This window comes from Brenneria roseae subsp. americana, assembly GCF_003115815.1.
GTDB lineage: Bacteria > Pseudomonadota > Gammaproteobacteria > Enterobacterales > Enterobacteriaceae > Brenneria > Brenneria roseae.
The window spans coordinates 108,565-132,478 of the sequence record NZ_QDKJ01000015.1 but is presented as its reverse complement, the minus strand read 5'-3'; the positions used below and the strand labels follow the sequence as shown (position 1 = coordinate 132,478).

At 53.5% G+C, this 23,914-nt stretch carries 21 protein-coding genes; 4 read left to right on the top strand and 17 right to left on the bottom strand.

The window, feature by feature from the left end:
• Window positions 1–229: 229 nt before the first annotated feature.
• The 4 genes from B4923_RS17635 to hutW all read right to left on the bottom strand — a co-directional run bounded on the left by B4923_RS17635 (window position 230) and on the right by hutW (window position 3,654).
• Window positions 230–952, bottom strand: coding sequence for a glutamine amidotransferase (locus B4923_RS17635; protein ID WP_109055678.1), 723 nt, complete (start codon window positions 950–952; stop codon window positions 230–232).
• A 223-nt stretch (window positions 953–1,175) separates the two neighbouring features.
• A complete protein-coding gene (locus tag B4923_RS17630; protein ID WP_109055677.1) occupies window positions 1,176–1,805 on the bottom strand; it encodes an NAD(P)H-binding protein in 630 nt (209 codons plus the stop codon).
• Window positions 1,806–1,839: 34 nt separating this feature from the next.
• The gene (hutX, locus tag B4923_RS17625) at window positions 1,840–2,328 is read right to left on the bottom strand and encodes a heme utilization cystosolic carrier protein HutX (protein ID WP_109055676.1); all 489 of its coding nucleotides are present in this window, start codon (window positions 2,326–2,328) and stop codon (window positions 1,840–1,842) included.
• A 12-nt stretch (window positions 2,329–2,340) separates the two neighbouring features.
• Window positions 2,341–3,654 carry a heme anaerobic degradation radical SAM methyltransferase ChuW/HutW gene (gene hutW / locus B4923_RS17620; protein ID WP_109055675.1) on the bottom strand — a complete coding sequence of 438 codons (1,314 nt, stop codon included), beginning with the start codon at window positions 3,652–3,654 and terminating at the stop codon, window positions 2,341–2,343.
• Window positions 3,655–4,065: 411 nt separating this feature from the next.
• Between hutW and B4923_RS17615 the strand changes: the two genes are divergently transcribed.
• The gene (locus B4923_RS17615; protein ID WP_109055685.1) at window positions 4,066–6,231 is read left to right on the top strand and encodes a TonB-dependent receptor plug domain-containing protein; all 2,166 of its coding nucleotides are present in this window, start codon (window positions 4,066–4,068) and stop codon (window positions 6,229–6,231) included.
• An 11-nt stretch (window positions 6,232–6,242) separates the two neighbouring features.
• On the top strand, window positions 6,243–7,064 hold the full coding sequence (locus B4923_RS17610) for a heme/hemin ABC transporter substrate-binding protein (protein WP_109055674.1): 822 nt from the start codon (window positions 6,243–6,245) through the stop codon (window positions 7,062–7,064).
• 3 nt (window positions 7,065–7,067) lie between these two features.
• On the opposite strand, the gene hypF is transcribed toward B4923_RS17610, so the two are convergent.
• The 13 genes from hypF to B4923_RS17545 form a co-directional block, all read right to left on the bottom strand.
• Window positions 7,068–9,428, bottom strand: a complete 2,361-nt coding sequence (gene hypF / locus B4923_RS17605) for a carbamoyltransferase HypF (RefSeq protein ID WP_425428649.1) — start codon at window positions 9,426–9,428, stop codon at window positions 7,068–7,070.
• A 143-nt stretch (window positions 9,429–9,571) separates the two neighbouring features.
• A complete protein-coding gene (gene hypE / locus B4923_RS17600; RefSeq protein ID WP_109055672.1) occupies window positions 9,572–10,588 on the bottom strand; it encodes a hydrogenase expression/formation protein HypE in 1,017 nt (338 codons plus the stop codon).
• A gap of 60 nt (window positions 10,589–10,648) precedes the next feature.
• The gene (gene hypD / locus B4923_RS17595; protein WP_109055671.1) at window positions 10,649–11,764 is read right to left on the bottom strand and encodes a hydrogenase formation protein HypD; all 1,116 of its coding nucleotides are present in this window, start codon (window positions 11,762–11,764) and stop codon (window positions 10,649–10,651) included.
• A complete protein-coding gene (hybG, locus tag B4923_RS17590; protein WP_109055670.1) occupies window positions 11,751–12,038 on the bottom strand; it encodes a hydrogenase maturation factor HybG in 288 nt (95 codons plus the stop codon). The genes hypD and hybG overlap by 14 nt, the downstream gene beginning before the upstream one ends.
• Window positions 12,029–13,174, bottom strand: a complete 1,146-nt coding sequence (gene hypB / locus B4923_RS17585) for a hydrogenase nickel incorporation protein HypB (protein WP_109055669.1) — start codon at window positions 13,172–13,174, stop codon at window positions 12,029–12,031. The genes hybG and hypB overlap by 10 nt, the downstream gene beginning before the upstream one ends.
• A 51-nt stretch (window positions 13,175–13,225) precedes the next feature.
• The gene (gene hypA / locus B4923_RS17580; protein ID WP_109055668.1) at window positions 13,226–13,567 is read right to left on the bottom strand and encodes a hydrogenase maturation nickel metallochaperone HypA; all 342 of its coding nucleotides are present in this window, start codon (window positions 13,565–13,567) and stop codon (window positions 13,226–13,228) included.
• Window positions 13,560–14,066 carry a hydrogenase-2 assembly chaperone gene (gene hybE, locus B4923_RS17575; RefSeq protein ID WP_109055667.1) on the bottom strand — a complete coding sequence of 169 codons (507 nt, stop codon included), beginning with the start codon at window positions 14,064–14,066 and terminating at the stop codon, window positions 13,560–13,562. The genes hypA and hybE overlap by 8 nt, the downstream gene beginning before the upstream one ends.
• A 28-nt stretch (window positions 14,067–14,094) precedes the next feature.
• A complete protein-coding gene (locus B4923_RS17570; RefSeq protein ID WP_109055666.1) occupies window positions 14,095–14,589 on the bottom strand; it encodes a HyaD/HybD family hydrogenase maturation endopeptidase in 495 nt (164 codons plus the stop codon).
• Entirely contained in the window at window positions 14,589–16,295 is a 1,707-nt protein-coding gene (gene hybC / locus B4923_RS17565; RefSeq protein ID WP_109055665.1) for a hydrogenase 2 large subunit, read from the bottom strand. Before hybC ends, B4923_RS17570 begins: the two co-directional genes overlap by 1 nt.
• The gene (gene hybB, locus B4923_RS17560) at window positions 16,273–17,472 is read right to left on the bottom strand and encodes a Ni/Fe-hydrogenase cytochrome b subunit (RefSeq protein WP_109055664.1); all 1,200 of its coding nucleotides are present in this window, start codon (window positions 17,470–17,472) and stop codon (window positions 16,273–16,275) included. Before hybB ends, hybC begins: the two co-directional genes overlap by 23 nt.
• On the bottom strand, window positions 17,459–18,496 hold the full coding sequence (gene hybA, locus B4923_RS17555; RefSeq protein ID WP_109055663.1) for a hydrogenase 2 operon protein HybA: 1,038 nt from the start codon (window positions 18,494–18,496) through the stop codon (window positions 17,459–17,461). Before hybA ends, hybB begins: the two co-directional genes overlap by 14 nt.
• A gap of 3 nt (window positions 18,497–18,499) precedes the next feature.
• Window positions 18,500–19,639, bottom strand: a complete 1,140-nt coding sequence (gene hybO / locus B4923_RS17550; RefSeq protein WP_109055662.1) for a hydrogenase 2 small subunit — start codon at window positions 19,637–19,639, stop codon at window positions 18,500–18,502.
• 826 nt (window positions 19,640–20,465) lie between these two features.
• Window positions 20,466–22,058 carry an ABC-F family ATPase gene (locus B4923_RS17545; RefSeq protein ID WP_109055661.1) on the bottom strand — a complete coding sequence of 531 codons (1,593 nt, stop codon included), beginning with the start codon at window positions 22,056–22,058 and terminating at the stop codon, window positions 20,466–20,468.
• Window positions 22,059–22,174: 116 nt separating this feature from the next.
• Between B4923_RS17545 and B4923_RS17540 the strand changes: the two genes are divergently transcribed.
• Window positions 22,175–23,056 (top strand): PhzF family phenazine biosynthesis protein, encoded by an 882-nt coding sequence (locus tag B4923_RS17540; RefSeq protein WP_109055660.1) that lies wholly within the window; start codon window positions 22,175–22,177, stop codon window positions 23,054–23,056.
• Window positions 23,057–23,101: 45 nt separating this feature from the next.
• On the top strand, window positions 23,102–23,632 hold the full coding sequence (locus B4923_RS17535) for a GNAT family N-acetyltransferase (RefSeq protein ID WP_109055684.1): 531 nt from the start codon (window positions 23,102–23,104) through the stop codon (window positions 23,630–23,632).
• Window positions 23,633–23,914 lie beyond the last annotated feature (282 nt).

Genomic DNA, 23,914 nt, shown 5'->3' with positions numbered 1-23,914 from the left:
GTTCCCGACGCGGCACTGACTTTCGCGGCGTCCTGCCGCTCACCCGGCGATCACGCCCACCTCAGCGCGATTTTTTACGCGAAGGAAACACCATAAAAAAACAACATATTGTTATTTATGGTGATTTATCAAAAAATACTTAATTCTTTTCTGGAAATCCCTCAGCCCGAAGGGCCCCTTATAACTTGAAAAATGACGGGTATGTTGAAAAGCGAACCGGCGGGCTCGTTTACTGAACGGCATGGCGCTGGACAAAATCCAGCAGCAGTTTTCGCGCCCAGACGGGTTCGTCTGACAATTGCATCATCTGGTCAACATCCCATCCGCCCTGACGCAATGCCGCTTCGTTATGCTTCAGGCAAGCCAACATCACCGACGCATTAAATTCCGGATGAAACTGCATGGTCAGTACCTTGTCGCTATAGCGAATGATCTGACAACCATCTGCCTGTGAGCTTGCCAGCACCTGTGCGCCAGCAGGCGGTTCCAGCACTGACTGTTGATGAGTAAGGTAGGCGTCAAACTGTTGAGGATAGCCTTGCAGCCAGATGTCTTCTTCGGCGCCGGGGTGCGTTTTCACCGTCAGAACCCCGATTTCTTTACCGTTAGGATTATCGCCGACTCTGCCGCCCAGCGCATCAGCCAACAGTTGATGTCCGTAACAAACCCCCAGCATCGGTATACCGGCCTGATAGGCCTCACGCAGCCAACCAGCCGTAGACTCGCTCCATTCCAGTCTGTCGGTTACCATTGACCACGATCCGGAAATGATCACCGCCGACAGGCGTACAAACGGCGGCAGCGGCTCCCCGCGATCCGGGCGGACAATCTGTACATTCCCGGTTTCGCCCGCTAAAGCATCCGTAAACCATTTCCCTTGTTGACCGACCTGAGAAGCAATCCCCTCCGGCGGTTCCCCCATCTGAATCACCAGCAATACCTTTTTGCCCATTTTTCTACTTTACCTGCCATCTCTGAAAGTTAACGGAAATAAAGCGATTAACGCACCGCTGTGACAAACGTAGCATTACCGCGCTACGCTGTCATCGGTTGTCTAGGGGATGGATGGGCTATCAGAGAGTAAGATAAGGCAAGCCAAAGTAAGGGCGGAATCGTTTGATCAGCGCCCCACTTTTGCTATCGGATTTGGCACGCTCGCCGACGTGCGCATCAGGCTATGGCATGGCCGGAAGCTCAAGTTCAGGATCGATGAGGTTATAAATCTGATTGCCAAACGCCGGCTGTTGCAAAAGCCGATCGACCGCCAGCGCTACATCCTGACGCGACACCAGACCTAGCGTGGCCGTCCCTTGTGTCAGTCTGGCGTTATGCGTGGCAACCACATCCAGCAAACCGCCGGGCCGCACGATACAGTAATCCAGCGTACTGGTCTGCAACCAGCTTTCCGCCAGCGATTTTTCACGCACGGCAAAACCAAATGCCGCTTTGGCGCGTGCCGATAATTGAGGCCAACTGTCGCCACAGCCCAGCGACGTCACCAACAACATACGCTTGATGCCCGCCTGTTCGGCGCCATCAATCACTGTGCGATGCCCCTGATAATTAACCTTGCCGCCCCCCATCGTGGAGACGACGATCGCGGATTTTCCCGCCAGGTGGCAGGCTTGCGCCACAACGTCGGCATTACAGGCATCGCCCTGGACCACGGTAAGCCCTTGCCCACGCCAGCGCGCGGCCTGTCCGGCATCACGCAGCACCAGCACCACGGGCTGTTCACACTCAATGGCTCGCTGTAATAAACAGGCCCCCACGCCCTGACCTGCCCCAAAAAGTAGCCACGTCATATCTGCTCCTGTTTTACTCACTTGCGAATAGTATTCACTCGCCGCGGTTCTCCCTGGCCAATGCGCGGAACGCAGCAACTTGCGAAGTTAACAGCTGGCGGTGGCTATCCCGTCCAAGAAAGATTTTAAACATAGCAGCTCCGTCGGCATTAAAAAACACCACAGAGGCTGTGTCCATTCCCATAAACTTACGCTCAATGAACGCAATGTGCTGACAGTTAACCGCGCGAATATGTCCACTGAGTCCATTTTTACCGCGCAGATTGAAGTAGCCGTGGCGATGTGTTCCCGTTGGCAATTCGCTTTTGAATTCCAGAATGGCGTCTGCGGTATGGCTGATTAATGTCACTTCTCCCCACCCGGCGATGGCATCCCACACAGAGTCAAACCGCTCTCCCGCCACAATGACGCACTGGGACGCAGGCAGCGCGTTAACCACGTTGAACAGGGAGGTGTTGTACTGGCTGGCGATATCTTCCAACGTGCCATCCGGGTTAGTCGCGAGTAAGTCGTGCAATGTCATGGCAAGTTTTCCTTAATGAGCATGTTCTTCGGCATTCAACTGCGGAATAATTTGTTGTAATGCCTGCATCAGATTGTTTGCCCAGAAACGGCCGTCATCGGTTAAACGCAGGCAGGTGGAGTCGTCACGGGTTAATCCTGCGTGATGCCACTGGCTAAGCAACGGCTGAAGTTCATCGGCGCGGCGTGTCAGCTGCGGCAAGACGATCCGCCCCACTTCAATCCCCGCCTGTAGCTGGTGTTGCCAGGGGCCTGTCGGATTGGCGGGCGTCATCATCATGATAGGCTTCTGTCCCTGATCCAACGTCTGGTAATAACGTTCCAGATTGCGTTCCATCATATAAGCCTGACCATTCAGGTTACCGCCCGCGCAGCTCCCCATCGCCAGACAATCCGCACCTTGTTTAATCAACAGATTGTACAGATTGCGCTCCCGGGTCGTTCTGGCCCAATGACTGTTGCTCAGTTGATGCCAGCCCGCATCGGCCAGAAATGCCGCGCCGGTGCGATAAAAATCACGCCGGGCGGTGACATTGGGGAGCTCAACCCGCTGGTTTTCCGCCGCCTTTGCCAGCGGCGTGGTAGGAAGCAGGTTCAGGGCGTAGAGATCCACGCCATCCAGCGGCAAACTGCTGACAATCGCTAAATCTTCACGCCAGATCTCCGGCGTTTGTCCCGGCAGACCGAACATCAGGTCACAAACCACCGCCGCGCGATCGCGCCGACACAGCCGTTCCAGAAAGCGGATTGACTGCTGTTTATCCGAAGTGCGCGCCATTCGCTGGCGAATACGGCTATCAAACGTTTGAATGCCAATGGAAAAACGATTGGCTCCCGCATCCAGACAGGCATCGATTCGCTCATCATCAAAATCCATCGCCCTGCCCTCGATCGTAATCTCACAGTCAGGGGCCAGCGGTAGCGACGAACGAATGGCGGTAATAATCTGTGCCAGCTCTTTGGCCGCCAATGCGGTGGGCGTGCCGCCGCCAAAATAGACGGCATGAATCGGCGCCGACTGATGCAACGGACTGCCCGCTTCCATCGCCAGTTCCTGCAACAGATAACGGGTATAGATTTCGGTACTATCCTCACGCAATTTATTCTGATAGAAACCACAGAACGTACAATGCGTTGCACAGAAAGGAATATGTAAATACAACAGGCGCTTACGGGCGGGTAAAACCTGCTGTTTCAACGCCTGCCAACTGGCGGGAACCTGTTCAGGTGAGAGTGGCACATGATTGCGCCAGGGCATAGCCATCCGTCGCGAACCAAAGGGTTGTTCGCCTGGCTGAGCATAATATGGCGTCAGATCGATATTCATTAACGGCCCCCATCAAAAGCAACGTAATAAATTAAATGATAATTATTTTTATTTATCAACAAGGCGAGATGGGCATCTGAATGCCGTATTCCGTTTTATTCGCTAATTCTCTTTTTAATTAACCGATTTTTATATTTTATTTAAAATTACGCATACAAGTGACTTTTTTTATTCTTTATCTTTTTCATCGCGTTATCGCTCGCCTCACCCCATGATGTTACAAAAATGAAAATAAAAGCCATCTTCATTAAAATTAATTAACCCCCCCTCTTTAAAAAGAATTCAAGTGCTTATTTTATAAAAAACGCGATCAAAGTCGCACAATCAAAAATTCATCCAAATTTAATTTCCGGCAAAAACACTCAAATGATAATGTAAATGAGAATCATTAGCTTTTTAGAGAAAAAAGATATGAATAACAAGACCAACTCCATGGTCATATTTATGTTGCCATTTATTTATAGCAACACCATTAATGCGGCCATTAACAGTGATGAAATAACCGTTATTAGCGCAGGGAGAACGGAACAGAATTTATGGGAAAGCCCTGTCAGTATGCAGGTGATTGATAATGAAAAACTGAATAAATATACCGGCGATTCTATTGCTGAAGCATTACGCGATATTCCCGGTGTCGATATTACCGATACCGCGCTTGCCGGGCGCAAGCAAATAAGAATTCGTGGTGAAGAGGCATCGCGCGTTCTGGTATTAATCGACGGACAAGAAGTGACTTATCAGCGAGCGGGCCCCAATTACAGTTTGGGACTATTAATCGATCCCTCTTATCTTGAACGAATAGAAGTGGTGAAAGGACCGCACTCGGTATTATATGGTTCGCAGGCAATCGGCGGGGTCATCAATTTTATTACCCGTAAAGGGGGCGATAAGCCGCTAAGCGGGAAAATCAAAGCCGTCTATGACAGTGCGACGGCCGGCTGGCAGGAATCGGCGCTGGCTTATGGCTCGATTGGCGATTTCGATTACCGCTTAAGCGGCAGCTACAGCGATCAGGGGAACCGTAGTACGCCGGATGGACGTCTGCCGGATACCCATTTCCGCAACAGTGGCCAATCCGCCTGGCTGGGCTATCGTCTTGGCGAGCATAAATTCGGCCTGTCGCTGGACAGTTTCAAGCTCAGTACGCAAACCTACACGGACACAACGGATTACGATAGTTTCAGCGTGCGAATTCCAGAACTGGAGCGCCAGAAAATCGGGCTGTTCTATGACTGGAAAATTGACGGCGAGGTGCTGAAAAATCTGCACATGGATGCCTACCGGCAAAATATCAAACGCGAGTTTCGCAACGATCTGGCACAAAGCGGCGTCACCTATACCACCATGGGCAGAACGCTGACCAACGCATCAATGGCGCTCAAAACCGGAACGGACGACAAGCAAATCACCGACGGCATCACGCTTCAGGCCGATCTGGAACCCTTGACCAATCATTCATTGATTGTCGGCGGACAATGGTCGCGGGATGATGTAAAACAAACCGCTTACTCCGATGTCAATGTCGGGGGCAGAATTACCGTTCTCAGCACCAATTACGACGTGAACATCAACCCACAATCAACTTCCGATGCCCACTGGCAGCAAACCAGCTGGGCGCTGTTCGCACAGGATGAATGGAAGCTGGCCCCGGACTGGACCTGGACGGTGGGGGCACGCCAATACTGGGTGGAATCGTTATCCTATGGCGGCTCGCAACGGGGCAGTCTGACCTTATCCGGTTTCCCGGCTTTCACCGGCGCGAACGGCACGACGCCGATCAACAGCCAGAGCGGTAACGAACGCACGCACGATAACACGCTGGTGACCGCCAGCAGCCTGCGTTATTCCGGTTTCGATAACATTCAACTGCGGGCGTCGTATGCTCAGGGTTATGTTTATCCAACCTTGACGCACAAGTTCTACAATACGTCGGCAGGCGGGGAAACCACCTACGGTAATGCCGACCTGAAGGCTGAACGTTCGGATAATTATGAAATCGGCATGCGCTACAAGGATGATAGCTGGCTGCTGGATAGTGCGATTTATCACTCCCGGGCAAAAGATTACATTACCACGCTCAATTGTGCGGGCAGTGCGGTCTGCTCCGGCGACACCTCAGCCGGTAGCCGTTACTACGCCAACGCCAACCGCGCCAATACGTACGGTATGGAACTGTATGCAGAGTACACCGGCTGGGCGGTATCGCCTTATATCAACGGAAACGTGATTCGCCGGGAACTGGAATTACCGGCCCGCACGACCTATCACACGGGCGAACCTACCTTTACCGCTCGGGCCGGGGTGAAAAACATCACGCTGTTTGATCGCATGGAGCTGGAATCAGACTTCTATATCCGTACGGCATCCCGCGCCAAAGATCATACGGCGGATACCGAAACCCAATACAGCGGCTGGGCCACCGCGAATCTGGAATTCACCAGCACCTTCGGTGACGAAAACCAGTATCAGGTTACGCTGGCGTTGAATAACCTGCTGGATAAACGCTACACCACGGCTCATGAGAGCATTCCGGCTTCCGGCTTCAGTACCGCAATCGGCGCATCCTTCTCTTTCTGACGGAGTAGAATATGAAAGCGGCGATAGTCGTATTGATTCTCGGGCTATGTTCATTCACTTGCGCGGCCGAACCGCGCATTGTGATTGCCGGCGGCTCGCTGGCGGAAATTGTCTATGCGCTGGAAGGGGGAGACAACGTTGTCGGCGTGGATCAAACCACCACCTATCCACCGCAAACGCAGTCATTGCCCAGGATCAGCAACTGGCAGCAGCTCAATGCCGAAGGCATTTTGTCACTGCGCCCTTCCCTGCTGATGACCTGGCAGGATGCTTCACCGCCACAAGTGTTTAGCCAGCTTACGCAGGCCGGCGTCAACGTTGCCTTGTTTAAAAGAACGCCCAGTACGCCAGCCCAGCTGTTTATCAATATCCGTCAGGCGGCGGCATTGCTCAATCGCGAATCGGCCGGCGAGCAGTTAATCAGTAAGATTGAACATCAGTTAAGTACGGTTGCCCGTCGTATGGATACACGGCAAGCACGCGTAAAAGTGGCGTTTTTTCTGAGTGTTGGCAACAGCGCGGCACAGGTGGCGGGGAAAAACACCGTGGTCGATGGTCTGATTACCCTGGCGGGCGGCGACAATATTGCCACCCATTCGCAGTATCGCACCTATGGCGGAGAAGCCATGATCACCACCAATCCTGACGTGATTGTGGTAACCACGCAAAGTGTGGAAAACGGTATCGAATCGTTAGCGGTGGTGCCGGGCATTACGCAAACATCGGCCTGGAAAAACCAACGTATCATCGCGCTCGACCAGGCTATTTTACTGGGAATGGGCCCGCGGGTTGCCGAAGCGGTACAGGCGCTTAATCACGGTTTTTATCCCTGACGGTCAGGTAATACCGCTGTCGTTGGCGGCGGGCTGAGCCACGGCGTCCGGCAGGGATAACCGTGCAGCCGCAACCAATGCCTGCCCCAGCGCCAGCCCGCCGTCCCCCGCCGGCAACCGCTCTGGCTGCAATAGGGTCATCCCCTGTAATTGCTGATGCAACAGTTGGGAAAGCAGGCGGTTATGCATTACGCCGCCGGACAGCACCACCGTATTAATGCCGTACTGCGTCGCGGTACGTTTAGCCAGCCTTGCCAGCCCCTGCGCCAGTGCATAATGGAAGGCATACGCTTTGTCAGCCGGTTCAGCCCGCCATGTCAGCCACCGGCGCCAGAATGTCTGTAAATCAAGCTGATTATCCATCTGTAACGGCATGGTGACGGGAGGTATCGCCGCCATTGATTGCTGAAGCGGACTTTGCCACGCCAGCGCTTCCAGCCAGCAGGCCGCTTCACCTTCCCAACTCTGGCTGTGATGGGGAAATCCACTCGCTGCCGCAACAGCGTCAAATAGCCGCCCGGTTGACGAAGCTAATGGCGAATTGATACCTCGTTCAATCGCCTTGCTGAGTAATACTGCCGGCTCAGCGGGAATCGCCGTGGATTCCGGGAATGTGGCCCAATCCGGCACAAACCGCAGCCATTGCGCCAGCAAATTACGCCACGGCTGGCGCGCGGCCAGATCGCCGCCGGGCAAGGCAACCGCCGGGAGGCCGCCAATATGTTGGCACTGAGCGTAATCCACCAGCAGACATTCTCCGCCCCACCACTGTCCATTGGCGCCCAATCCGATACCATCCAGCGCCAGCCCGACAACCGGCCCGGCGTCATGCGGCCATTGATGTTCAGCCATACAGGACACAATATGCGCGTGATGGTGCAACACCTCAAGACAGGGGATCTGCCGCCGCTGCGCCAGCGTCTTCCCCAATTGATGGCTGATATAACCGGGATGCGCATCGACCACTATCGCGTTGGGAACAAAACGGTAAATATCCTCAAACAACGCAATGGACTGACGATATTGCTGCTCGATATCGCTGTCTTCCAAATCGCCAAGGTGCTGGCTGACAATCGCATTTTCATCGCGCAGCAAACAAAACGTATTCTTCAGATCGGCCCCCATCGCCAGCAGCGAACGTTGTCCGGTCAATCCCGGTGGCAGCGGCAGGGCGTCCGGCACATAGCCGCGGGCGCGGCGCAACATCTCAGCCTTGTGCGGATGTAACCGGACCAGCGAATCGTCGGCACGTTGTACAATCTCGCGATTGTGCAGCAGCCACAAATCGGCGATATCACCCAGCTGTTCCGTCGCCTGTTCGTTGGTCAACGCCGGCGGCTTGCCGCTGGCATTACCGGACGTCATGATCAGCGGCCGGTTAACCTGCGCCATTAACAGATGTTGCAAGGGATTGGCCGGCAGCATCACGCCGACTTCCGCTAATCCAGGCGCCACTAGGGCAGACAACGGCCCCGCCTGACGTAACGGCAGCAACACAATGGGCGCCGCCGTACTTTTCAGCAGGCGTTGCGCTGCCGGAATATCTTCCACGGTGGTACACGCCGCGAGCCAGTCCATATCCGGAAGCATCACCGCCAACGGTTTACCGGGGCGGCGTTTCCGTTGACGAAGTCGTTGTATTGCCGATGAATGGGTCGCATCACAGGCCAGATGGAAACCACCCAGCCCTTTAATTGCGACGATATTACCGTCCAGTAACGCGTTAGCCGTCAAACGGATAGCGTCATCTCCGCCTGCCAATCGGTTTGCAGCACCATCAACCAGCCAGATTTGCGGACCACACTGCGGACAGGCATTTGGCTGAGCATGAAAACGGCGATCTGCCGGATGCTGATATTCAGCCAGGCACCGGGGACAAAGCGGGAAATCCGCCATTGAGGTAAATGGCCGGTCATAGGGCATTTTTCGGATAATGGTAAAGCGCGGGCCGCAGTGGGTGCAGTTGATAAACGGATAGTGATAGCGGCGATTGGCCGGATCTTGCAGTTCGTGTTGACAGGCTTCACAGGTTGCCGCATCCGGCACCACCTGCGTATCCATTTGGCCTGCGCCGCTGTGCTCAATCACAAACGCCGTCGGTATTGTTGACCACGGCCACGGCTGGCAGGTAACGCTGTCGATATGCGCCAGCGGAGGACACAGAGCAGACAAATCCGCCAGAAAACGCTCGACGTTCTCAGACGGATAAAGATGAATCAACACCCCCGCGCTGTCATTGCTGACATCGCCGCACAAATTGAGCCGATGCGCCAATTGCCAGACATAGGGCCGGAACCCTACGCCCTGCACTTTGCCTTTTACGCGGATCTCAATACCGGTTTTTGCCGTGTTCACGCCGGGGATATTCCTTTGCTATTCATGCCGATTCAGAGAAAATTTCGTGCGCGGGTAAACTCGTTTTCTTTCTGCGACGTCATTGCAGATAAACGACAGACTAAACAGCGTACGAAATTTACTCATTACTTCATAGTGGATTCCCCACCGATTCAGCATATCCTCGGCATTGGCTCATTATGCGGTAAATCCAGCAGCCTCAAAGCGCCAAACACCCCGCACAGCCGTACCTGCGGCGTTGGCGTTACCACGCCAATCGTCGCGGCGTCCCGCCCCAGCGGATGCGACCGCAATGCGGCCAGCACCGAATCCTCGGCTTCAGCAGAAACAACCAGCACCAGCTTGCCTTCATTGGCGAAATTCAGTGCTTCCAGCCCCAGAATTTCGCAGATGCCGCGCACCGCTGGCTTCACCGGCAGATCGCTTTCATTGACTTCCATACCGTAGCCGCTGGCCTGCGCATACTCATGCAGAATCGCGGTCACACCGCCACGCGTCGCGTCGCGCAAGGCACGCACGCCAGCAATCTCACGCAACGGCGCGATCAACGGCGCCAATACGGCGCAATCGCTCGACAGCTCGGCTTCAAGCCCCAACTGTTCGCGCAGGTTGAGGATCGTCGCACCATGATCGCCCAGCGTACCGCTGACAATAATTTTATCACCGGGGCGAATCTCATCAGTCCCCCAGTGAATAGCGGTCGGGATAACGCCAATGCCGGACGTATTGATGAAAATCTTGTCAACCGCGCCCCGCGGCACAACTTTGGTATCACCGGTCACAATCTCAATGCCGGCATTCCTTGCGGTGCCGGCCATGGATTCAACAATGCGCAGCAAATCGGCGCCGGAGAAACCTTCTTCAATGATAAAACCGCAGGAAAGATAACGCGGCTGAGCGCCGCTAACGGCAATATCATTCGCCGTACCGCAAACCGCCAACTTCCCGATGTCTCCACCGGGGAAAAAAATGGGATCAATAACATAGCTGTCGGTGGTGAAAGCCAGCCGATCGCCCAGCTGTGTCAACGGCGCCAGCGGCAGTCTGGCTTGATCTTCACGCTGCTCCAGCAGCGGATTATCAAACGCCTGTAAAAAAAGTTGTTCAATCAGCTGCTGCATTGCCCGGCCACCGCTGCCATGCGCCAGCGTAATCTCTTTGGGCAACATTTCTTTTAAAGAAAGATCTCTTGGCTGTGTCGTACTACTCATTCAATCACACCCCGTTATTCAGGCACACTCCCGCCGATACTGATAATAAGCCGCACACGCGCCTTCAGAAGACACCATCAGCGCCCCGATCGCATTTTGCGGGGTACAGCGTTTGGCAAACAGCGGACAATCCGCCGGTTTGCAACGCCCCGTCAGGACATCACCACAGCGCGATCCCGGTTCATCCGCCACGCACTGCTGCCGTGGTTTGAAACGGCGCTCGGCATCGAAATCAGCATAGGCCTCCCGCAACTGCATACCAGAATCCGCAATTTCCCCCAGACCGCGCCATTCACTGCTGGATTTGGTTTCAAATACCTCATCCATTGCCTGCTGAGCCAGTTGGTTACCGCTATCCGGCACAATACGCCGATACTGGTTTTCCACCTCACAACGCTCAGCATGAATCTGGCTGACCAACATCAGCAGCGCCTGCAAAATGTCCAGCGGTTCAAATCCGGTGACGACGAACGGCTTATGGAATCGATCGCACAATTCCTGATAAGGATAAGCGCCAATCACCATACTCACATGCCCTGGAGCCAGAAAGCCGTCAATACGCAAATCGGGCTGCATCAACAGGCTGCGCAGCGTAGGAACAATCGTGATGTGCTGACAGAACAGAGTAAAGTTGGTGATATTGCGACGTTTGGCCTGTTGCAGCGTCAGAGCGGTGCTCGGCATGGTGGTTTCAAATCCCAGACCGAAAAAGACCACCTGACGATCCGGATTTTTCTCGGCCAGCAGTAACGCATCCAGCGGCGAATAAACCATGCGCACATCGGCGCCATGTCGGCGCGCATCCTGTAGCGAGCCGTTACGGCCCGGTACGCGCATGGCATCGCCGAAGGTACAAAAGATCACTTCAGGATGCGCGGCGATTTCCAGACACGCATCAATACGACCCATCGGCAGGACACACACCGGGCATCCCGGGCCGTGCACAAATTCGATTTCCGGCGGCAACAGGCGATCCAGTCCAAATTTGAAGATCGCATGGGTGTGCCCGCCGCATACTTCCATCAGTTGCAACGGACGTTCCCGCAACCGGGGCATATCCGCCACCAGTGCCCGAATGCGTTGCAGCAACGCTTTAGCCAATTCGGGATCGCGGAACTCATCAACGTATTGCATGGTCCTCTCCGCTCTGCCGCATTTCATCCAGTTCCAGTCCCACCGCACGCATGGATTGCAGCGCTTCCAGCGTATCCTGCGCCTCCTGTTCATCCAGCCGGCTCATGGCAAAACCGACATGCACCAGTACCCATTGGCCCACCAGTTCGGCGGGCGAGTCCTCGCACACCAGCGCAATATTGACCGCGCGCTGCACCCCGCAGATGTCAACGTAAGCAGGCTGATGAATATCGTCCCCGACGGAAACGACTTTACCCGGAATGCCTAGGCACATAGCTGCGCCTCCAGCCAGCCCAGCCATTCATCCATGCCCTCACCCGTGCTGGCGGACAACGCGATGACCTGAATGTCCGGATTTATGCGCCGGGCATTGGCGACACACTCTTCCAGATTAAAATCCAGATAAGGCAGCAGATCGATTTTATTAATAATCATCAGCGACGACGCCGAGAACATATGAGGATATTTCAGCGGCTTATCTTCCCCCTCCGTCACTGACAATACCGCGACTTTGGCGCGTTCGCCCAGATCGAACCCAGCCGGACAAACCAGATTACCGACATTCTCAATGAACAGCAGGCTGTTATCCGGCAGTTGTAAGCGATGCGCGGCATCGTGCACCATCTGCGCATCCAGATGACAACCCTTGCCGGTATTCACCTGAATGGCGGGCACGCCCGTCGCCCGAATTCGTTCCGCATCATTAGTCGTTTGCTGATCGCCTTCAATCACCGCACAGGGCAGCCGCTTGCTGATATGATTCAGCGTCGCGGTCAACAGCGTGGTTTTACCGGAACCGGGACTGGAAACCAGATTGAGCGCCAGAATGTTCTGCGCGCTGAAGTGCTCCCGATTATGCTCTGCCAGATGGTTATTCTTACTCAGTACGTCCATTTCAATCTGCAATAAACGTTGCTGTCCCATACCCGGCGCATGGGTGCCGGCGGCTCCCTGCCCATAATGCAGATCCTGCTGATTCACCTCTGGCTGAAACGGCGCTTCCGAATGCTCGTGCTCATGATGACGGTGATCGTGTTGTTGGTCATAACGATCGTGGCTATGGTGGTCATGCTCATGATGGTGGTGATGACCATCGTCTGCCGGATCGAGCAACGGCGCACCATTCTCCGGTAACGCCCCGGAATAATAGTGATGATGAACATCGCCCTGATGGTGGTAATGATGGTGGTGAATAATCACGTAGCGCGGTTCGTTTTCACTTGAGCCGCGATGGCCATGTACGTGCGTATGATAGATATACTTGTGTTTATGAGAATGGCTGCCATGCGCGTGGTCATGGTGATCGTGATGATGGTTATCGTGGTGATGATCGTGGGCTTCAGGATGTTCAGGATGCTCGTCACCTTCGATTCTACGTTCCCCTTCACCGCAACCGCATGTGGTACACATAGGGATCTCCTCCCGATTTAAACGTGCTTACTAAAAATAGCGTCTTAAACGTTACTCAATCGCCAACTGCTTGATTTGCAAACTGTCACCGTCATCGACTCGCAGGTTGTGACTGCCACACTGCGGACACCCCTCATCGTGTTTCAGGATTTCCACCACGGCGCTGCATTCCCAGCACCACGCCTTTGCCGGACGGATGGCAACATGCAGTTGACAGCCTTCCGCCAGCGTTTGCCGACAGACCGATTCGAAACAAAAACGCAGCGCGCTCTCTTCAATACAGGAAAGCGCCCCCACCTCCAGCCAGACCTCGGTTACCCGACGAGCCTGATGTTGGCGCGCCTGCTGCTCAATCAATTCCAGCGCGTTATAGCACATGGAAATTTCATGCATGTCGCTCACTCCGGTTACGGCTAAAAAGCGCTCGCAAACTGCTATTCTGCGGAGCATTGCCATCGCTAACGGGCAGCGAAAGCGCCATTCTGGCACTCTGCTCCGCCAGCAAAACGGCCTGTTCCCCATGCAGGTGGCGATCGATCGGCGACATGAGTGAGCAGGACAGATATTGCTTGCCGGACATCTCACCAACGATAAATGTCACGTTACCGCAGGGCAGCGCCAGCGCCAGACGATCGGCCAGCGGCCTGATCGACCAGATTTGCCCCGGACCGGGAAGAACCAATAGGCTCATCATCCAGGGCGTCAACAGACAACCGACCCACTGCTGTTCAAACAGGGTAAATCCACAGGCGCGAACCGGGATGCCCTCACGAAAAAACGGCAACGACCGCATTTTTTCATCGGCAATTTGCGTGAACATCTGTTCCAGCCACGCTGCCGGATGTTCATCATGGCAGAGAGCGGATAACGATTCTTTGCGTTCGCACGACATCTTGTGCAAATCATTCACATCAGATGCACTATTCACTACAAACCTCACATCGTTCACTTACCGTAACGCCGCTTTGCTGCAATACGGCGACAACGTGTCGCAAAGCAGGCTCAAGCGCCTGCTGTACCGTTTCCGTCAGACCGATATGAACATCCAGTGAAGCGGGTTCGACACCAATCAGCGTCAGCTTTTGCGGAAATTCATCCGTCAATTGCAACGCCATCAGCACATCGGACAAACCCAACTGGTGCGGGGAAATCTTGCGGGTAAACAGCGCCGGCACTTCACCGTCACGCAGTATCGTCACCGTCCCCGGCGCCTGCCCTGTCAGTACCGCGTCAGCCACGATCAGATGATCGCGGTTGGCCATAGCCTCCATAAGCTCCAGCCCGCATGTACCGCCGTCAACGATGTCTATTGGCGGTGAGAACGTATAGCGCTGTTCCAACGCTTCAACGATACGCACCCCAACCGCCTCATCGCTTAAAAGCAGATTACCGACGCCCAACACCAGTATGTTCATCACAGCACCTTCACCCGGGTCACTTCGCTGCCATCTACCGTATCCACGATATGCACCGCACAGGACATGCACGGATCAAACGAGTGGATGGTTCGCACCACTTCCAGCGGTTTATGCGGATCGGCTATCGGTGTACCCACCAGCGACTGTTCATAAGGCCCCGGCGTTCCTTCGAAGTTGCGCGGACCGGATGTCCAGGTTGATGGAACCACTGCCTGATAGTTGGTGATCTTACCGTTTTTGAATACGATCCAGTGCGACAGCATCCCGCGCGGCATTTCCCCGAATCCCACTCCCCGGAATTCGGTATCCGGCGATAAATCAGGTTTGATAAACGTCTGGTGATCGCCTTTACCAATATTGGTGACCAGCGCCTGCCATTGCTGAGCCAGCGTATCCTTCAGCACGCAGCAGTGCACCGTTCGACCGATCACGCGGCCCAGAGTGGAATGCAGATGTTTCACTTCCAGCGTCTGTCCCGTCAGTGTCTGGTATGCCGCCGCAACCTGAGCATAGTGCGTTTCGGTATCCTGGTGTTTGGCGGCCAGACTGCACAACAGCCATGCCAGCGGCCCCACTTCAACCGTCTTGCCGTAGAAGGTTGGCGCTTTTACCCAGGAGTATTTGCCATCTTCCTGCCAACCGGTGTATTGCGGACGCGTCAGCCCTTCCCACGGCGCCAGCGGTTCATCATCCTGATACCAGGCGTGCTTGCCACTTTCTTTGATACCCTCGATCAGGAAGCTGTCACTGTGACTGGTAATCGGGTGATATTGCGAAAAATCGCCATTTTCCAGATAACCGCCTGCCAGCAGGAAGCTGCCGCCCTGATTATCGGTCGGTAATTCCGGCACGCTAAGGTAATGATCGGCGCCTTTACCTAAATGCAGCCAGTCCGGGTAGTGTGCGGCAATCACCGCACAGTCCACTTTGTAGACCTGCTCAATAAAGTCGCTTAACCGATCGATGAACGACTTCACATACATCAGGCGTTCAAGGTTCAGGACGCTGGGCGCATCCAGGTTGATCGGGTTAGCCACGCCGCCGACCGCCAGATTCTGGATATGCGGCGTTTTGCCGCCGAGGATCGCCACAATCCGGTTAGCGTCACGCTGACATTCCAGCGCTTGCAGATAGTGTGCGACCGCAATCAGATTCACTTCCGGTGACAGCGCCATCGCCGGGTGTCCCCAGTAGCCGTTGGCAAAAATGCCCAGTTGACCGCTGGCGACCAGATCTTTCAGCTTCTGCTGTACTTTGGTGAATTCGGCGGTACTGTTCAACGGCCAGTTGGACAACCCTTTCAGCAACGCTTCCGCTTTTTCCGGGGAGGCGTTAAGCGCCGAGGTCACGTCAACCCAGTCAAGCGCGGATAGCTGATAGAAATGGACAATATGATCGTGGATGCTATGCGCCGCCAGAATCAGGTTACGAATGTATTGGGCATTGACCGGCACATTCAGCTTCAGGGCATTTTCGACCGCGCGCACGGAAGCAATGGCGTGCACCGTGGTACAGACGCCGCAGATACGTTGCACAATCATCCACGCATCGCGCGGGTCCTGACCTTTGACAATTTCCTCCATACCGCGCCACATCGTGCCGGAAGACCAGGCCTTGGTGACTTTCCCCTGTTCAATTTCGCAGTCAATGCGCAGGTGTCCCTCGATACGGGTAATAGGATCAATGGTGATGCGTTGGCTCATGCTTTACCTCGGCCTGATAATTCTTATGAACGCCTTCCAGCGCAGGAAGTACCGGCAACAGCCGGATTAACAAGATGTATGCGCAGACTTCAATCGCGACAAAACCGATGGAGATCAGAACTTCAGATGCAGCTGGGAAGTAGTGATAGCCACCTCCGGGGTTGAAAGCCAGCAGGGAATAACTCAGTCGCCATAAGGCTGCCCCGAACAACATGCTCAGCGCGCCCACAAACAGCAGACGGGAATCATTGCGGTAACGTTTGAAACGGAACATAACCAGCGGGAAAAACATCAGCGCGGCTTCACACCAGAACGTTATCGCAAAACGATCGCCCTTGAAGAGATAACCCACTTTGTCGTGCCAGATAATTTCGCCAAAGCGCAACACGATAAACAGCAGCAGTAATACCTGAATGATTTGCGTCAAACGGGCGAACAGGTGTTTTTCATCCGGACCGCGGCCTTTCAACCCGGCCTGTACCAGCGAACCTTCAAACATCACGATCGAGAAGCCCATGATGAAGGCCGTCAGTAGCGATAGCAGCGGCAATAATTCATAGCTCTGCCATAGCGGATGGACTTTATAACCGGCGGAAATCATCAGCGATCCCATGGATGACTGATGCATGGTCGGCAACAATGCCCCCAACGCAATGATAAAGAACATCACTTTGTTCAAACGCTTGAGAGTAATCTTCCATCCCATGCGCTCGCATATGACGGGGGCAAACTCCAGCGCCATCACACCGATATAAATCATCATGCAGACAGCCGTTTCAAACAGCACGGATGATGTATTAAAAAAGCCCGGGATAAAGAAATAGGGAATATTCCAGTAACGCCCGACGTCAATGGTGATCGACAGTCCCCCCAGCGAATAACCGAACAGACTGGCTAACAGCGCCGGACGAACCAGCGGATGGTATTCGCCGCGATTAAACACATAGACCGCCCAGGCCAACGCCCAGCCGCCGCAGGCAAAACCAGTGCCCACCAGCAGGTCGAACGCAATCCAGATCCCCCACGGATAGCCGCCATTGAGCGCCGCGACATCGCCGATGCCAAACACCAGACGTTTTACGATCAACATCGCGCACAGAATGACAAACGGCGCCAACAACATCACCGGCCAGCTGACCAGACGTCCGCCCAATGGGCTCGTTTTATGCGCCGTCATGATTGTTCTCCTGTTTCTTGTCAGCATCCGAATGATGGTCATCGTGATCCAACCGGTCGGCCCGGGTGTTGCGATGCACCAGTACGGATAGCCCAGCCAGAACCGCCAGCGGCAGCACCATGCCTTTGTAGAGCGTATGCTGGATATGTTCGGAGCGCGCGCCGGTCGATAGTTCGGCCAGTTCCGGCAGATCGAGATTCTGGTAAGGCACGCCCGCCAGCACCAGTACCTGCGTACCTCCGGCTTCTTTTTCCCCGTAAACATGCTGATCGTATTTCGGCACGGTGTGGAGATAGGTATCCTTTTTCGCCAGGGTCTGACGCGGATAGTGGTACTCCTCTCCCGCCTGCAACGACAACCGATGTTTCGCTTCGGATAACAGCTCTTCACGCGTGCCGAAAATCACCGCCCCCGTCGGACAGACATCCACACAGCCCGGCAGGCCGCCCTTGTCCAAGCGTTCCAACCCCGGCTGATTACACAGTTCGCATTTGTGCAGCTTGCCAAATGGATTTTCGTAGTCGTACTTGGGGATATTGAAAGGACAAGCCACCATGCAGTAACGGCAGCCGGTACAAATGCTGGCGTCATAGTGCACCACGCCGGTTTTGGCATCTTTCTTCAATGCAGAAACCGGACATACCGACACACAGTTAGGATCAACGCAGTGCATACACTGCTTCTTGATGTAGGCGTAGCCGTTATCGACCTGATCCTTATTGGTCCCGTCGCCCGAACTCCACACCTGAATGATGTTATTGGTGTAAGGGCTCAACTTATCGTTGTTAGACCAGATCGCCGCCCCGCCCGCATAGATCTTGCTGTCGGGATTATAGGCCGATTGGTTGACCTGCTGACATTCCGACACACAGGCCTGACAGCCGACACACAGCGTTGAGTCATACAGCATGCCTAACGCGCCGGGGATCGGCGGTTTATTTTCAGCGGCAGCGTGTCCTGCCAAAGGCGTACCGGCCAGTAACGCACCGGCAGAAGCCAGTTTGAAAAAATTGCGTCTGTTCACGGCTTAACCCTCCCGGGATGCGTTTCCGCCGTCTTGCTGGCTTTGACTCTGCTTTTGCTGACGTCCCAACTCACGCAAGGTCATTAGACTAACGCCCCCTACCACACCGAGAACGCCGCCAATCAACCCTACGGCCGTCGCAGACATCTGCCCGCCTTCCGGACTATGGATTGCCGGTTTTTCTACCCGCGGCGTCGGATTTTCTACGTTGGCCAGTTGGAAAATACCTTTGGTAAATCCGATACCTTTCTCGTTACAGCCATAGCAAGGATGCCCGATACCCACAGGCCAGATACCGCCGCCGACATCGCAAAACTCCAGCGTTGGGCAGTTGCCATAAGTTTCCGGCCCTTTGCAGCCCAGATGGTAGAGACACCACCCTTGACGATGGCCTTCATCACCAAACTCTTTCGCAAAACGTCCGGCGTCGAAATGTGGACGACGCTCGCAGTTTTCATGAATCAAACGACCGTAGGCAAAAGTCGGCCGCCCCTCTGCATCCAGTGCAGGCGGACGTTGGTAGGTGATGATGTGTGCGACGGTGGCGAGGAAGTTATGTGGATTAGGAGGACAGCCCGGAATATTAATGACGGTTTTTCCGGGGAGCACATCCTGCAAACTGACGGCTCCCGTCGGGTTGCTTCCCGCTGCCGGTACGCCTCCCCAGGCAGAACAAGAGCCGATGGCGATAATCGCCGCGGCGTGTTCCGCCGTTTCGCGAATATGCTCCACAATCGGCTTGCCCGCCACCATGCAATAAATACCGCCGTCTTTCATCGGTATCGACCCATCAACGACCAGAACAAATTTCCCTTTATATTGCTCAATGGCACGGTGCTTGTTTTCTTCCGCTTGCTCACCGAAAGCGGCGGAAAGCACTTCGTGATATTCCAGCGAGATGGTGTTTAATAGCAGGTTCTCAATGGTTGGGTGGGTCGCCCGTAACAGGCTTTCTGTACACCCGGTGCATTCCTGTGCGCCGATCCAGATAACCGGTGGGCGCTGTGGAGAGCTGATTGACTGGGCAATTTCTGCCACAGCAGAGTCCGCCAGCCCCATTGACGCGGCGAGTGCTGCACATAACTTCATAAAATCACGGCGATTCACACCGTGATGGGAAAGCATTAAATTTTCCCCACTCATTTTTTATTATTCTCCTGTAACCTGAACGGAGCCTACCCAGTAAATTCCGGGTTGCATCTGCCTGGAGCAGATTTGAACGCTGCCTGCATCAGCCCTGAAGGGGCGAGGCCCACGGATGGGCTGGGTAATACAGCCAATGCACCAGCAACCTGAAAGATGATGGGTATAACACACAGTATGTGTGGGGATATGGTAATGAGTAAATTAAGTTAACAGACTTGATCTTCATCAATCGCTGGGACAATAGATTTCTTATTTCTGTTATAACTGTGACTTTATACGCAATGAATCTATTTAAAGAAAAAAGAGGATTGTTTAAATGAGAAATAATCGCAATAACGACAATATATTATTGAAGCATCCATTATTCGTGAGCTAAATCGATTAACCACCGGACGTAATCACTTTATTTAATGATGGTAACCAACTGAAATAAAACAATATAAAGCTGCAAAGACATTAGCATTGTTTATTTATTTTTCAACACATAAAAAAATAATTTTTTGTTTACACAACTCATAATCAAAATAATTACTTTAAGTTTTTTAGTTAAAAAACCACCTTTGCGCCAAAATTTTTTGAGTCACAACCAAATGCAATGTTTTATCTTGCAATATTTAGGGGAAATAAATACGGGCCATATTCACGTTTCCCGTCAGGGATAAAATTACGCTTATATCACGTCAATTGACACTTGCCGGGAGCCTGTTTAAACACAGCGACAGCAAGGCTCAAAGAGGGGATAGCCAGGATGCCCATCATAAAAAAGGCAGCAACGGCTTCGGCCATATGCTGCCCTGAGCAGGAAATTACACGCGAAAGCCGGTTATTGAATGCCCTGACTACGCAGGTAATCTTCATAATTTCCCGTAAAGTCGATCACTTTATTCGGCGTGATTTCCAGAATACGGGTGGCCAGCGAGCTGACGAACTCACGATCGTGAGAGACGAACAGCAGCGTCCCTTCGTACATTTCCAGCGCCATGTTCAGGGATTCAATCGACTCCATATCCAGGTGGTTGGTCGGTTCATCCATCACCAGGATATTCGGACGCTGCATCATCAGTTTGCCAAACAGCATACGGCCTTTCTCACCACCGGACAGGACTTTCACTTTCTTCTTGATATCATCCTGGCTGAACAATAAGCGGCCCAAAATGCTGCGAACGGCCTGTTCGTCATCCTTCTCCTGTTTCCACTGGCTCATCCAGTCAAATACGGTCAGGGCGTCGTCGAATTCATATTCATGATCCTGCGCGTAATAACCGATTTTAGCGTTTTCAGACCATTTAACGGTGCCGCTATCAGGCGGCATATCACCAACCAGCGTTTTCAACAGCGTCGATTTACCGATACCGTTAGTCCCCAGAATCGCGACTTTTTCACCCACTTCCACCATCAGGTTCAGTTTGCTGAACAGCGGGCCATTATCAAAACCTTTCGCCAGCGCTTCCACTTCCAGCGCATTACGGAACAGTTTCTTATCCTGTTCAAAGCGAATAAACGGGTTCTGACGACTGGAGGCCTTCACCTCTTCCAACTGGATTTTATCAATCTGGCGAGCGCGAGACGTCGCCTGTTTAGATTTGGACGCGTTGGCGCTAAAACGGCTCACGAACGATTGCAGTTCGGAAATCTGGGCTTTCTTCTTGGCGTTATCCGCCAGCAGGCGTTCACGCGCCTGCGTCGCCGCTGTCATATATTCATCATAGTTACCGGGATAAATACGCAGTTCGCCATAATCCAGATCCGCCATGTGCGTACAGACCATATTCAGGAAGTGACGGTCATGGGAAATGATGATCATGGTGCTGTTACGCTCGTTCAGCACTTGCTCCAGCCAACGAATCGTATCGATATCCAGGTTGTTGGTAGGTTCGTCCAGCAGCAGAATATCCGGATCGGCAAACAGCGCCTGCGCCAACAGCACACGCAGTTTCCAGCCGGGCGCCACTTCGCTCATCGGCCCGTAATGCTGTTCCACTGGAATACCGACGCCCAGCAGCAGTTCACCGGCACGAGCTTCCGCGCTATACCCATCCATCTCACCGTACTGCACTTCCAGATCGGCAACTTTATAGCCGTCCGCTTCGCTCATTTCCGCCAGTGAATAAATACGATCGCGTTCTTCTTTTACCGCCCACAGCTCCACATGGCCCATGATGACGGTATCCAGTACGCTATATTGTTCAAATGCGAACTGATCCTGACGCAATTTACCCAAACGCTCATTGGGATCGAGGAAAACGTTACCGGCGCTCGGCGCCAAATCGCCGCCGAGAATTTTCATAAACGTTGATTTACCGCAGCCATTCGCGCCAATCAAGCCATAGCGGTTACCGCCGCCAAATTTAACGGAAATGTTTTCAAACAACGGCTTACTGCCGAACTGCATGGTGATATTGTTGGTACTTAACACAGCACTCACTCAAGTTAAAAATGTGATTTGGCGCGCATTATGCCACAAGCGCGCGACAGGATCGCGGTTAGTTTTGAGTAATATTTAAGCGATGGTCACCAAAGGAAGACGAACATATGTTATTGCCGCGCCGTTTTAAACAAGTCGATGTTTTCACCCAGCAGCCTTTCAAAGGGAATCCGCTGGCAGTCATCATGGAAGCTGACGGGTTGAGCGATGAACAAATGCAACATATCGCCCGCTGGACCAATCTGTCGGAAACCACTTTTTTATTACCGCCTACCGATCCTGTAGCCGATTATCGTGTGCGGATCTTCACCCCGGAGTTCGAGCTGCCGTTTGCCGGTCATCCGACGCTCGGCTCCGCACACGCCCTGCTGGAGTCGGGGTTACAGACTAAAGCCCCGGGTCAGATCGTCCAGCAATGCGGCATCGGCCTGGTGCCTATCAATATAGGCGATGACGGGATGTTGGCATTTCATGTGCCGCAGGCCGCTATCGTCCCCTTTGATACCGAGCTATATCCACTGTTGGAACGGACACTCGGCAGCACCAGAATCGATAAACGCTATCCGCCGGCGAACGTTCATATGGGAATACGCTGGTTGGTTATCCGTTTGGACAGCGCCAATACCTGTCTGGATATCACGCCTGACGCACCATCGCTGGCGATGTTACAGCAAACCTGTAAAACGGATGGCATCGCTATTTACGGTCCCCACGATCGCGCCTCACCGGCGGACTATGAAGTCCGCACATTTTATATTGAACTGGATTCTTTGAAGGAAGATCCGGTCACCGGAAGCGCCAATGCCTGTATCGCTGCGCTACTGCGGCACCAGCATTACCCGGATAATATTACCGAAAACCTGGGTTACAGCGTCCGACAAGGCATCAGGCGTCAATGTGACGGCCGACTTTTCATGACTTATCTGAACGATGAACCGTGGGTCGGTGGGCACAGCGTGACGATTATCGACGGTACGCTGCAAGCGTAATATCACGATGAAAAGAGGAAATAAACATTGATTGGGGAAGTCATGATGAAAACACTGTCTGAGTTGCATTATCCGCCTCATTTACATTTGAGCATTCAGGATGAGAGTGATGCTGCTGCCATTTTTGCGTTGATTCAGCAAGAAAAACCCCGCCTGCGCAGAACGCTGCCCTGGCCTGATTCCGTAACCTGCATTGATGACTCACGCAAGACGATCAAAGCCAACCGGGATGCCTTCGCTACCGGAACGGGGGCGGTATACGTTATCCGTTGGGATGATGCCATCGCCGGTATCGTTTCATTCAATACCCTCCGGCATAAAACAGGGGTAATTGGTTATTGGATTGCCGAAGCATTTGAAGGTAAAGGCATTGTTTCTCTGGCCGTGAGTACCATGATCAACGCGTATCTCTCTGCCGGCATCATCGAACGCTGCGTCATCAAAGCGTCGGTTGAGAACGTGCGCAGCAATGCGCTGGCGCAACGACTCGGCTTTCGTTTTTATCGGCTAGACAAGAATGCGGAGAGAATTGGCGATCGTGATTTCGACCAGAACATTTATCACTACCCAGCCTGAATAATGGCTTAATGCCGATCGGTAAATCCGCCTCAACGCAGGCGGATGTTTACTCTCCCCGCCATACGCTCCCCGGTGGAAAAACACGCCAGACGAGTGATGTAAACTTCCCGTTTAAAAACAGCTCAATGCGCTATGCTTATCTTGTCTCTCTTGCTTTTTTATCCCATTCGATTAGCGATCCAGACGTAAAGGACAGGGTGACGAGCAAGATTAAGCCGCAGGACATTGATCGTCTTATTGAACTGGATAGGTTGGCCGCAAGCGGGCAGACATCGAACC